11 protein-coding genes are annotated in these 12,683 nt (G+C 38.8%); 5 read left to right on the top strand and 6 right to left on the bottom strand.

What is annotated here, in order from left to right; genetic code table 11:
- Positions 1 to 108: 108 nt before the first annotated feature.
- The 3 genes from LEP1GSC202_RS09410 to LEP1GSC202_RS09400 form a co-directional block, all read right to left on the bottom strand.
- Positions 109 to 1,020 carry an esterase/lipase family protein gene (locus tag LEP1GSC202_RS09410; protein WP_015677090.1) on the bottom strand — a complete coding sequence of 304 codons (912 nt, stop codon included), beginning with the start codon at positions 1,018 to 1,020 and terminating at the stop codon, positions 109 to 111.
- 111 nt (positions 1,021 to 1,131) lie between these two features.
- On the bottom strand, positions 1,132 to 2,169 hold the full coding sequence (locus LEP1GSC202_RS09405; protein WP_015676361.1) for a hypothetical protein: 1,038 nt from the start codon (positions 2,167 to 2,169) through the stop codon (positions 1,132 to 1,134).
- Between the two features lie 95 nt (positions 2,170 to 2,264).
- Positions 2,265 to 3,377, bottom strand: coding sequence for a lipase family alpha/beta hydrolase (locus LEP1GSC202_RS09400; RefSeq protein ID WP_015677081.1), 1,113 nt, complete (start codon positions 3,375 to 3,377; stop codon positions 2,265 to 2,267).
- Positions 3,378 to 3,466: 89 nt separating this feature from the next.
- On the opposite strand from LEP1GSC202_RS09400, the gene LEP1GSC202_RS19885 reads away from it, so the two are divergent.
- Positions 3,467 to 3,682, top strand: coding sequence for a hypothetical protein (locus LEP1GSC202_RS19885; protein ID WP_156825359.1), 216 nt, complete (start codon positions 3,467 to 3,469; stop codon positions 3,680 to 3,682).
- On the opposite strand, the gene radA is transcribed toward LEP1GSC202_RS19885, so the two are convergent.
- Both radA and LEP1GSC202_RS09390 read right to left on the bottom strand, forming a co-directional pair.
- Positions 3,671 to 5,038, bottom strand: coding sequence for a DNA repair protein RadA (gene radA / locus LEP1GSC202_RS09395; protein WP_015676673.1), 1,368 nt, complete (start codon positions 5,036 to 5,038; stop codon positions 3,671 to 3,673). The two genes, LEP1GSC202_RS19885 and radA, sit on opposite strands and share 12 nt — an antisense overlap.
- Positions 5,038 to 5,676, bottom strand: a complete 639-nt coding sequence (locus tag LEP1GSC202_RS09390; RefSeq protein WP_015676853.1) for a ribonuclease D — start codon at positions 5,674 to 5,676, stop codon at positions 5,038 to 5,040. The genes radA and LEP1GSC202_RS09390 overlap by 1 nt, the downstream gene beginning before the upstream one ends.
- Positions 5,677 to 5,730: 54 nt before the next feature.
- On the opposite strand from LEP1GSC202_RS09390, the gene LEP1GSC202_RS09385 reads away from it, so the two are divergent.
- From LEP1GSC202_RS09385 to LEP1GSC202_RS09370, 4 genes are all read left to right on the top strand, one after another.
- The gene (locus LEP1GSC202_RS09385; RefSeq protein WP_015677618.1) at positions 5,731 to 7,617 is read left to right on the top strand and encodes a glycoside hydrolase family 36 protein; all 1,887 of its coding nucleotides are present in this window, start codon (positions 5,731 to 5,733) and stop codon (positions 7,615 to 7,617) included.
- Between the two features lie 69 nt (positions 7,618 to 7,686).
- Positions 7,687 to 8,151: a putative lipoprotein gene (locus LEP1GSC202_RS09380; RefSeq protein ID WP_015677109.1), complete on the top strand. Its 465-nt coding sequence runs from the start codon at positions 7,687 to 7,689 to the stop codon at positions 8,149 to 8,151.
- A gap of 263 nt (positions 8,152 to 8,414) precedes the next feature.
- Positions 8,415 to 10,001, top strand: a complete 1,587-nt coding sequence (locus tag LEP1GSC202_RS09375; protein ID WP_015676849.1) for a hypothetical protein — start codon at positions 8,415 to 8,417, stop codon at positions 9,999 to 10,001.
- A complete protein-coding gene (locus LEP1GSC202_RS09370; RefSeq protein WP_039928489.1) occupies positions 9,998 to 11,614 on the top strand; it encodes a hypothetical protein in 1,617 nt (538 codons plus the stop codon). The genes LEP1GSC202_RS09375 and LEP1GSC202_RS09370 overlap by 4 nt, the downstream gene beginning before the upstream one ends.
- Here LEP1GSC202_RS09370 and LEP1GSC202_RS09365 read toward each other — a convergent pair.
- Positions 11,571 to 12,683: a response regulator gene (locus LEP1GSC202_RS09365; protein WP_015677253.1), complete on the bottom strand. Its 1,113-nt coding sequence runs from the start codon at positions 12,681 to 12,683 to the stop codon at positions 11,571 to 11,573. The two genes, LEP1GSC202_RS09370 and LEP1GSC202_RS09365, sit on opposite strands and share 44 nt — an antisense overlap.

The following is a 12,683-nucleotide window of genomic DNA, read 5'->3' as shown; positions in this document are numbered from 1 at the left end:
AATGAGAAAACCTAAGGGGAACTTTTTGTATTTGGAATTAGAATTTGATAGGGTACAGTACAAAAAAAAGCCGATGGAACCACCGGCTTCTCTTTGTTTGAGGATTAATTACAATCCAGCTTTTGCATTTTTTGCGATGTTTAGGTACCAACCTTGCACATCAAAAAAGTTTTGTCCACTCCATGCCAAGTTTGTTGCTTGGAGGTGGTCAATTCCTGTTGCATACCAATATGCATTTGGAGTTCCTTTCCATGCTCCCCATTTTTGGGAATTCAAAGGAACCACTCCATCATTACCTCCACCTAAACCATAAAACAATCCACCTGCCCAAGTGATTGGGTGAGTGAGTGCCATGATTGGGTGTTGGATGAGGTCAGCCCAGGCCATTTGGCTTCCATAAGAGTAGTATTTGATTCCTGTTTTGTTAGGAGAGTTTGCATTAAATGTTTTAACATAACTCACTGTGAGAGATTTTCCCATTGCGATTGCATCTTGGGGACGACCGTCGCGGTACACAAGTTTTGCGAGGAGTCCAAGTGCAGAGTTTGCAAAAGGTTGTAACCAACCAGGGATCACAGCAAGAACGATGTCAGCCATCGGAGCCCCTTGGTGGAGCGAATTGATCGTTGTGACTGTTTGAGTTTTTCCAGAGAATCCTAAATTGGATACCATATAACGAATGACAAGTCCACCTTGGCTGTGTCCCATAAGATGCACCTTAGAACAACCGTTTGCTGTCATCCAAGTATTGACTGATGATTGGATTTGGCTTGCACGAACGGGAATGGAATTCGTAGCCGAACTTCCAGGTGTCGTTACTTTTGCACCTTGGCTACGGAGGTATCCATCAAGGCCTCCCCAATACTTTACGAGTCCACCAGCTAACCCTTGCGTGTCGTCAAATCCAAGAATACCGTGGACAAGAGCGATGCATTGGCCATCCAAAGGACCAGCAAACAAACCTGATGTGGGGAAGGAGAGAAGGGTCGCTAAAAACCCGATCGCAATTTTCTTTTTCATATATCACCTGAACTTTCTATGTTTTTGGCTAAATTACCCCACACAGGTGCCACAAGTCAATGACTTATGGCATATATATGGCAATTGTTTCGGAACAGTGTTCCAAATCCCTCAATTGACCCCATAGGTGCGTTCTTCCGAAGCACGGAAGTAACCACTCGCTTCCTCATTTTTGATGATTTCTGCCTCTTCCCCGAAGAGTTGTTTCCGCATGGCATCGAGCGCTTTTTCATCCTCAGCTGTCATTCCCCCTTTTTTTGTGGAGAGTTGGTTCCGTTTTTCAGCGTATTTCTGTTGGTTTTGCCATGCCTTTTCCCTTTCCTCTTCGAGAGCATCCCAACGGTTTAACGCCGCTTGGTCCATTCCCATGGTTTGGCGGATCTCACGAAGGGCCGACTTTCGTTCCCCGTAAGACAATACCTTTAAATCTTTTTGGACCGAGACCATGAAGCCTTCTGTGAGTTGTTGGCGTTTGTTTTCCATGAGGCGTGGGTAGTCTTTACCAAATTGTTCTTTGAGGGTCTTTGCATAATTAGAAAGTTTGGCATCCAAGTTCCCGGCAGGACTTTCCTGGATCCGTTTGAGAGTGTCTCCAATGGCAGTCATTTTCTTTTCCATGGCCCAAATTTCGTCTGCTTTCTCACCAAACAAACGATATCGTTCTTTCCACATCATATCTCGGCGGGCTTCGTCAGACATAAGTCCCACCTTATTCATGTTTGCTTCTCTGAAACGGTTGTAATTGTATAAACTTTCTGACATTCGTAAGAGTTCCAATGCTTTGTTGGGAAAAGCATAACCCAAAATCTGATTGAGGACCTTTACCCAATCGTTTGGATACAATTTGGGAAGGTCTTTCATTAACTCTTCGATCATGGCAATTTGAGCTGCAGGGTTATCGATATTTTTTCCATACTTTTCTTGGAGGATTCGTGCGATCTCTTCCATGGAGTATTCCATAAGTTTATGATCTGCATAATCTTCTGGTAAGTTTGGCAATTCTTTTGACTCTGCAATTTTTCCTTCGCTCAGGATCGCTTCAAAGTCTTTTTGGTTTTTGTCTTTGGTTGGTCTTAGGATTAAGATCACAACAAATAAAATGATAAGTATCGAAAGTACGCTATATAAGATTTTTTTATTTTGAAACATATGGATTGAATGTGAATGATGATTTTTTTGTAGGATGAATGTTAAAAAAAGTTAGAGATTGGCAGTAAGTTTTTTTCTTACTGCCAAAGAGATTGTTAACCGCCTTTAGTGACGATAAACTCTAAAATCGATGCATAAAATTCTTCTTCATCAAATGTATCTGGCGGAACCCCAACCACATCTAAATGGTCTTGGCTCACAACAGATGACTTAGATGTCATTTGCGCAGAAGTTGGTGCATTTAAGTTGCTTACATACCCTAAGCTTGTATTGACTGTGATCCAATCAAAACAAATCGCACATTCGTTGTATTGCAAACGATCGCCCATTTGTTGTGAATTGATTCCAACAAGTCCATCATCGTCATTGTTACCACGAGTGCCATCACCTTTACCGGCAGCACCATCATTGTCACAATCATCTACACAATATCCATCTCCATCAATGTTATAAAATCCTTCTTTCAGAAGGTATAACGCAGGGTTTGTGTTGATACTATCTTGTGCTGTGATGATGGATCCCCAGTATGCTGCATTACTTGAATTTACATTGTAATTAGCATTGAATGCTTTCATACCAGTAGTGATCCCATCTGTAGAGGAATAATCATTATACACTAATTGTTTTGCCGCTGCAATTCCATCATTTCCGGAACCGTAAATTGTGTTTCCGAAAAGTTTGGCTAGAGCGTTCACAACCGATGTCACACCTGGACCCAAGTCGAGGATGTACTTGGCAGTAGGAGAACCTCTATGTGGGCTTGATACTGATATGAGAGCATGCACAACTTGTCTTCCGTACCTTGCACGTAACACAGCTGCTGCTTTTCTTGCATCAATCCCCCCTTGGGAGTGACCAATGATATTCACTTTGGTGGCTCCCGTGGAAGTCATATAGTTTTGGATGCGGTCTGCAAGTTGAGTTCCCCGTACTTCCGAAGATTGGAAGGGAGTGACACTTGCCGCTAATGCCTTTTGGCTGGAATGGATGCTACCGTTACACGCTGTTTCCAAAAACTCGTCACAAGGATCCCCTACGAAGGTACCATAATCGTTACCAAAGTAGTAGTATCCGAGTAAGTTGTCGAATCCAGATAATCCATGTGCGAACACAACTGGATACACTGTTTTTCTTGCGCCTGCATGGACCCCTGTTGTGAAGAGTAGGAGTGCGAGGAGGCAAACAAGATTTTTCTTTTTAGAGTTCATAAATCACCTCTGAACAATCTATAGATAAGTTCCGATGGCATAGAAAAAGTCAAGTTAATTGTGTTAATTTTGGGTCAATTTTTCATCCTATGACACATTTAGTACTTATGCGAGCGATTTTGCCAAATTTAGGACATACATTAGGAGATTGCCTAGTTGTAATGCATGGTTCGCTTGGATCTACGGACAACTGTCGTGAGATTGGTTCGAAGGATCGAACGATTGGATTTTTCCTGATCGTCTGTCGCTTCCGAAAATGTGTTACCGTTTGGATTGAGACCTTTGTCTATTGGTTACAAACCTAACTCTTGTAAGTGTTTGATCGGAGTTAATTTGATCGAAGGAAACATCCCTTCCACTTCTTTCCAATTTCCGTGAGGGATGAACACTTGGCTGATTCCGATTCCCACTAGTTCTTTGATGCGAAGGCTAATTTGGCCAACACTCCTCACTTCTCCCGAAAGTCCGACTTCTCCTAAATAACCTGTTTCTCGTGAGATGGGTTTGTCTCGAAAGGAGGAGACAATCGAAGCTGTGATCGCAAGGTCAAGGCTTGGTTCGTCCACACTAAGACCACCTGCGAGGTTGCTAAAGATATCTGACTCTGAAAGGGGAAGTCCTAAGTATTTTTCGATTACGGCTGAAAGTAAAATCACACGACGATTGTCTAAACCTTCCGCCATTCGCCTTGCCTGGCCAAACGATGATTTGGTGACAAGGGCTTGTACTTCTACACTGATGGCACGGGATCCTTCCATCACAGAAGAGAGAACACTTCCTGATCGCTCTTCCGTTTCAGGTGAGATGAACAATCGGTGGCGGTCTAGGACTTGTTTTAGTCCACCAAGAACCATTTCAAATATTGCTGTATCACCAACAGCCCCAAATCGGTTTTTGACGGCACGAAGGATTCGGTAATAATTGAATCTATCACCTTCAAAGTACAAAACTGTGTCCACCAAATGTTCTAAAACTTTCGGACCAGCAATTTGTCCTTCCTTTGTGATATGACCAATCAGAAAAATAGGAACTGACGTGCGTTTGGCGGTTTCAAGAAATACTTGGGAAGATTCACGAAGTTGGGTGACTGTACCGGCTTGGTTCACTAAACTTTCTTTTAGAATGGTTTGGATAGAATCAATGAAAACAACTTTTGGTTGTAGATCCGATATCATCTGGGAAATATTTTCTGCATACACCTCTGATGACAAAAGGATGTTCTCAGAGGATACACCCATCCGTTTGGCACGAAGGCCAATCTGAGAGGCAGATTCTTCCCCCGAAATGTACAAAACTTTTCCTTGGTCTGCAATGTTTTTGGCAATTTCCAATACAAGGGTAGACTTACCCACACCTGGCTCTCCACCAACTAACACAAGACTACCGGGAACAATCCCTCCACCTAATACCAAATCAAGTTCTGTAAAACCCGTATGGATTCGGGAATGGGAATCACTGACCACAGAACCGATGGATTTTGGTTCTGTATACTTTCTGTCCCTCGGTTTCGTTGGCACATGAGAATCAAATCTTCCTTGGGAAGTGTTTGCGACTTCTTCTATTTGGTTCCACTCTCCACATGATGGGCATTTCCCAGCCCAACGGCTAAAGGTATCACCACAAGCTTTGCATTGGTACTGGGGGAGTTGTTTTTTTGCCATCAGTGTTCGAAGAGGTTGTATATTTCGAGTAAATCAAGTTCCACTTGAGTTTCTAAAAATCCAAAACATTTTTCTGCGATCGTAAACCTGTTTTCCCGAATCATCATCTCGGTTAGAGTGGATTCGAGTGAAATTAAGAAACGAACATCAGTTGAGGCATAGTCCACTTGGTCTTTGGTTAGGATTTTTTTACCCCAATCAGAGCTCTGATTTTTTTTATCGATATTTTCTTCGAAAAATTCTCGGATCAGTTCCTTTAACCCGTGTTTATCGGTGTACGTTCTGGCAAGTTTACTTGCGATTTTGGTGCAAAATACATTTTGTACTTTGATACCAAGCCTTGCACGCAGAAAGGTCATATCCATTCGAGCAAAATGAAAGATTTTTGTGATGTCTTTTGATTCAAATAATTTTTGGATGTGTGGGGCTTCTTTTTGGCCAGGCAGGATTTGCACTAAAGCAACTTTATTTTTAGAATCGGAAATTTGAACAACACAAAGCCTATCCCGGCGGGGATTGAGCCCCATCATTTCACAATCCACTGCTAACCTGTCGTCCTTTTTGAAAGCTTCAAAAAAATCTTCGTTAAGATCTCCTTGTAAAACGACTGGTTTTATAGTTGAACGTTTTTGGGTCATAATGGCTTACTATGGAAACCACCCTAACAAAATCATCAAATAGATTTTTCCAAGATGAAAATTCAATATAGAGTTCATAATTCCGTCACCATTTCCCATTTCCTTCCTGTGAAAGCAGGTGTTTTCCAATCCGAATGTAAAAAATTCGAACTATTACTGACCACGACAAAAGACTCGAAATTGGGAACTGTCCTTAGTCCCAAACTGATTTGGCGCGAAAGTACAAGGCCAGAAGTGGGATTTTCTGTAGACCACCTTGCGTTAGAACTTACAGACCTTCCAGAAGGGAATGGTTTTTCCCTTTTCCAACATGGGTACCAGTCATGGTCTATCTCAAGGAAAATGGAAAGTTCTGATGTAGACAAACCTCCGTTTTTATCTTTTTTACAATATTCCCAAGAAAACATTTATTCCAAAAATGAATCTAAAGTTGGAAAATTTATCTCTGAATACCTCACCTTGTTATACAACAAAGAAACCCAAAACGGTGTTTTGTATGCACCACTTGAAGCAGGTGAATTTGGAACTAAGTTTGAAGTGGTTTTTGGAGCCGAAGGAAATGTAACATCAGTTAAAGTAATTTATGATATCCATTGTTTACCCGATTTAAGACCCAATGCCAAATTGAATATTTCTAAAATCAAAGTATTGTTTTTTAAAGGTTCTCCCGAAACCAAATTGTTAAAGTACTTTGAAGAACTTGGTAAAAAAGAAGGTCCTAATAATTTACCTAAAAAAGTTCCGACTGGTTGGTGTTCTTGGTATTATTATTACACTCATATCGACCAAAAAACTATTTTAGATAATTTAACAAAAGTGAGAGAACTAAATTTACCTTTTGAATTTTTCCAAATTGATGATGGTTACCAAAAAGAAATCGGTGATTGGCTGATTCCAAATGATAAGTTTCCGGGAGGAATGAGAATCCTCGCAGACGAAATCAAACGTGTAGGATTAAAACCTGGAATTTGGCTTGCTCCATTCCTTGTCAGAAAAAAATCAGAATTCTTTCGAAAGTACCCGGAAGCCATCTTAAAAGACCAAAATGGAAAACCAGTTCCCGCCATTTACCAACCACTTTGGGGAAGGGGTTATACCTATGCACTGGATATCACCCATCCAACGGCTCTTACTTATTTAGAAAAAGTGTTTTCTACCATTGTTAAAGAATGGGGATACCCATATTTAAAATTGGATTTTTTGTATGCTGGTCTTTTGCCTGGAGATGTATATAACAAAAGTTTGTCGCCACAAGCACGTTACCAAAATGCATTAGACCTCATCCGGAAAGTAGTGGGGAAAAATACATTTTTGCTTGGATGTGGTGCCCCCATGTTACCTTCCATCGGTTATTTTGATGGAATGAGAATTTCCTGTGATGTAGCGCCGTTTTGGTATCCTGAACGACTAAGAGTGTTTCTAAAAGACAGAAATGCTTTATGCACGAGAACAGCACTCATCAATGACATCACACGAGCATCCATGCACAGACATCTTTGGTTAAATGATCCAGATTGTTTACTCGTTCGCAAAAAAAAGAACAAAATGAACGAAGCCCAAACAAAACTTATGGCATCCGTCATGGCAGTGTCAGGTGGGATGTTACTTGTCTCTGATGACTTAACAAAATTAGAAATGGATCGTTTGGACCTATTGAAAAAAGCCTTCCAATTGAATAGGGAATGCCACGCCTACACTCCCATCCCAATCGGTATTTTTGAAAATGAATTCCCACTTGCCCTCTACAATCCAGGTGGGTATTTAGGAATTTGGAATCCAACAGAAGAAGAAAAAACAGTGCATATTTCCCTTCCACCCGGTGTCAAAACGAAAGCTCCCTTTTTGGATTTCTGGACGGGAACTCGAGTGGATTTACAACCTGTTGCAGGTGGATTTACAACCACTTTACCTGCTTTTGGTTCCGTTGTGGTTTCCGTTTAAGAAAGAAAATTCATTGACGATTTTCAAAAAAAACTTAGTATTTTTGCAATTCGACGTAAGAGGTTTTTTATGCGTTCCATAAAAGTTTTCACAATAGTTTCTGCCATGGCTTTGTTCATTTCAGTTAACAATTGTTCCTTTCTTGATTCTGCTTCCGGAAGTATTAGCCGTTTGACAATGTCTGTCTCTGATTCCACTTCTGCACTTGTAAAATCAATTTGTAATAGTATTTCCTCCATTTCTGAAGAAAGCAAAGAAAAAGTGATGAATGAATACCAAGAAGACATCATCGCAAGTGTTGCTTTACAAATTCGATACGAAAACCAATCACAAGAATTAGAAAACCAACTATCTCTTATTGCCAAAAAACATGGACTTGTATCTTGGAGATCCGAAGCTGCAACTTATATTGCCATCGGACAAGGTTTAAAACAAGCAAACCTCACTCCATCTGAAATGAAAGAAGTAGCAGAAGATGTTTCAAAACAAAACATAACAGTTGCTAAGTTGATTTTAAAAGGATACCACTTATAATCCACTCTGTTTTAGGGCGGAGACAAACCGCCCTTCTCTTCTTCCTCACAATCCTCTCGGCAATTTCCCTCACAGCTTCACCCAAACAAAAGGAAGCAAATCGTTACGGTTTTTTATATATCGATTCCAATTCAGGGCAGTCTAGTGGTGGTCATTCGGCTTTACTTCTCGGTGACCGTGTTTACCATTTACAGTATTCCTTTGATGATCAAATTTTTCATATCGTACGAGAAAGTTGGGATGACTTTCGATTCCAATACGGTGTGATCGAAAATCGTAACATCGAGTTTTATGAATGGAAACTTACAGATAAAGCAAAACGAATCATACGCCAGAAGTGGAATGAATTGTATTTAGTACAAGAAACTCATATCCAAAACCAAAAACGATTAGAAGAAGATTGGGAATGGAAAACATCCACTTCCAAAGAAGATCCACTTTCCTATACAATTCCTGGTTTTGGTTACTTTACCAATCTACCTGATCCTGATGCACCTTATCCAAAACTTTTTTCTTTTACCAAAGAAGAATTGGAACAAATCAATAGAAAAATCGAATCACTACAATCCTCACAACAAAAATCAAATCCAAATCACGATATTAAGCCCAACCATTTACCTGAAACAAAGTCTGCGTTCCAATTGATCACAAGTATACAAACCGATACCCAAACTTTCATTGAAACTGAAAGGAGGCTTTTTGTTCGAAGGTTTTTACAAAAACCAGTGCAATTGTACGAACAAGCTTTTGTTCGATTGGATCATAAAGATTTTTCGTTAACAGAGGAGGAGGTAATCACATTTCAAAACTACCTTTCTGAATTGAAAAACGAATTAAAAACCTGCCTACTTTTAGAAGAATGTAATGATTGGGAAGAGATGACACTACTTTTAAGGATCATCTATACCCATCGTTCGATTGGAGAAAAAACGATTGTATTCCCAAGAAAAAATTTCCAAGGTTTTTCCTATATTGAATACCTTAATTTACCTGAATCAGTTTTTATCACCAAACAAAAAGAATACGGTTTACTCATCAAAGAAAAACGTGACGAGTTTATCAAATCATACCATCCCATTCATTATTATAACTGGGAATCTTTACTCGGAAAATATCTGAGTTTTATAGAAGGAAAAACCTACACGGAAGGAATTGAATTCAATTGGTTGGGAAAAAATCCTTACGAAAACCAAAACTTCCAACTGAATAAAACGATTGATTCGGATTCTTATCTCAAAACAAAAACAAAGTGGGAAACCTATACAAAAAATGTGCAGTCCCTATATTCTTATCATTTGGTTTTTCAAAATTGTACAAATGAACTTTTCCAATATATGAATTTGATGTTCCCCAATGGGAATATCGAAGGCCAACAATTTTGGGAACCACTTGGAAGCCATTGGGTTCGATTTAACTTTGTGCCATCCATTGCTGCCCTAAAACTTGCAAACAGTCGTTATACGGAAAAAATTAAAATTTTTCCTTCTTATCGAAATCTGAAACGAAATGCACTCAAAACTTGGAGAGAAAAAAATATAAAAGAATCATTTGTTTTCACTTCTGAAATCTATAAACCAAACCCTCTTGACCACTCGTTTTTATTTTTTACCGAAGAAACTATCTGGAATAGGCCCATCTTAGGTTTTGCCAATGTGATTTGGGGGATCGGGTATACAGGAATGGGTATTGTCAAATCACCAATGGATCGAGGTAAATCCTTTGTCGCAGGAACTGAAACCATCTTTTATAGTGTTCCGGAACTTTTTTTCTTTAATATTCGCAAAGGTCATTTCCCATTGATCACAGCTGAAGAAATCCCAAAAGAATACTACGAAAACACAATCGAATGAAATCCTTAGTTTTATACATTCCCTATTTATTTGTACTAGTGGCTCTGGTATTACCATCGAAGCCCTGGTTCTTCCCTGGCGATGCATACACGTACATCCTCTTGTCAATTGCCTTCATTTTCATCCAAAGCATTGTGTTATACGGGAAAAGGAAAAATATTTGGAATATTCCAACCTTGGTAAAATTTTTACCACCCAATTGGCTTATCGCGAGTTTCTATTTTTTATTTATGTTAATCTTTCCATTGCGCAATCGCAATTGGGGGGATGGTATCTTATTACTGGAAACCAATTTACTTGAAACAAAACTTTTTGGGTTTCAATTTACCTTGGATGAAATTTTGGAAAGTATCCTCCATAGTAACCTCAATCAAGTATTAACTTTTTTTCATATTTCAGATGATCCAGTGGTTTCTTATTCCATTCTCTCTTATATTGCTGGAGTATTTTTTTTGTTTGGATTTTTAGTCCTCGGGAAAAACAAAACAAAGGATTTATCCATTTTAATCCTTTTATCATCGGGTGGGATTTTACTTGGGTTTGGGTATGCCGAACATTACACACTAGTAACAGCAGTCCATTTATGTTTGTATCTATTTTTATACCGTTATGCAAAAGATCCAAAGGATAGTGACATTCTTTTGTATGGGAGCACATGCATAGTTGCCTTATCGATGTTATTTCATCTCGTTTCAGGATATTTGGTAATTTTATTGGTTTACCTATGGTATAACCATTCACCAAAAGAGAAAAAAATCAAACATTTGGTTTTCTGCACTCTCCTTGGTTCTCTCATACTATTTCCATGGTTTTTATACTTTAGTATTTTCCATGATCCCATTGTGGATCAAAATAGCACCCACCTCATCCATCCTCCATTTTATCCCATGAAACGATGGATCTCTTTGAACCATTTGAAAGAAATCAGTTCCGTACTTGTATGGAATGTTTTCTTTTCGGCATTTTATTTACTCTACCAATGGAGATTCCAAAAAGAAAACTGGAAACAATTCATCTCAAATCAGACCCATCAAACTTTGTTTGTTGTGGTATTTTGTTTTTTCTTACATGGTTTTTTACACAATCCACAATTGGGTTTCCCAGCTGACTGGGATTTGATGGGGTTTTATTGGTTACCGATAACTATTTTAGCTTTTATGTATTGGAGGGAAGAAAAGTTCCTTAGTTTGGAATGGATTCCTGTCCTAGTGTTTTCTGTTATTTTGGTGATGGTTTCTGCCATCACACTCAACAAATCAAACACTAAAGATGATTTGGTTTGGGAAATCACAAAAAAAGCCATTCATAGGTATGCAGATGAGAATCAGTCTATCATACAAAGTTTGCCCAAAGCGGATAAAAAGTTTTTTGCAAAAGGGGATTTTTTATTTTTTAAAGGAGAATACATCACAAAACAACTCTGCGATTTTCCAGAAAAAGAATTCATAATCAACAAGATGATAAACCATCGCAAAGATTGGAAGGCTGGTTTTTTAAATGGCAAATTTAAAATCAAATCAGAGTTAAATGTTTTTTTAACTGAAGCTACAAAAACAAATGTATTGTATCTTAAATCTCTAGAAGCAAATATGATATGTCATCCGAAGCTTTAGATGAAGTAACCAAGTATTGGATGTAATTGGAAATTTCTAATTTCATGGCATCGAAACGATTCTCACCCTTAGGCAACTGAACAAGAGTTTGGACAAGAGGATGGGTGCTAGATGCCAAAAGTCCGTCAGAATACAAAAATAAGATATCACCTGACTCCACTTGGATTTCTTTTTCTGCAAAATCCATTTCTGTCAAAATCCCAAGGATTTGGCCAGACTGGTCTTGCAAAAGAAGTGGAGCCCGACTATCCTTTTGAAACAAGATCGGGAAAGGATGCCCGCCCCTAGCATAAGTGATTTTTTTTTGTAAATGATCAACGACTATGCTAATCGCTGTCATACTATGAGTTCCAATTTCATTACATAATTCACGATTAAGGCGAGATAATAATTCTCTTGGTGCAATGGTTGTTGTTCGTGCAAGTTCTTTGTGAATTGTTGTCATTAGGATTGCAATAAGACCAGAAGTAACACCATGACCTTCGATATCACCCATAAGGATTAAGGTTTTATCTTCTGTGAGTGGAATCACTTGGAAAAAATCCCCAGAAACAAAACTAACTGGTTTGATCTCAGAATAAATTTTTCGTTTTAACGAAGGCAAATTCATTGTTTTGGATTGAATTTTTGCAGCAAGCCTCAGATCACGTTTGATCGCTTCATCCATCGACTCTTTATCTTTTAGAAAATTATAATATTCAAACGATCTCGAAATTGCTGCTTCAATCGATTTTGTATGGAATGGTTTCAATATAAAGTCAGATGCTCTATGATACAATGAAGATACAACGGTTTGGATATCATGTTCTCCCGTCATCATAAGGACTTGGGTTTTTGAATCGATGGCTTTGATTTTTGGTAAAAGTTCCAAACCTGTAATTTGTGGCATGTTCACATCCAAAAAGACGATAGGATTTTTTTCCCTTTCGAAGTATTCCAATCCTTGTAGTGGATTTGTGAAGTAACGAACAAAATACCCAAGTCCATTCACAATCAATTCCAATGTTTCACATATTTCTGTGTCATCATCAATGATGAGAATTTCAGGTTTGAAAGAATATTCGGACAT

This window comes from Leptospira yanagawae serovar Saopaulo str. Sao Paulo = ATCC 700523, assembly GCF_000332475.2.
Lineage (GTDB): Bacteria > Spirochaetota > Leptospiria > Leptospirales > Leptospiraceae > Leptospira_A > Leptospira_A yanagawae.
This window is presented reverse-complemented; position numbering and strand designations above follow the sequence as displayed.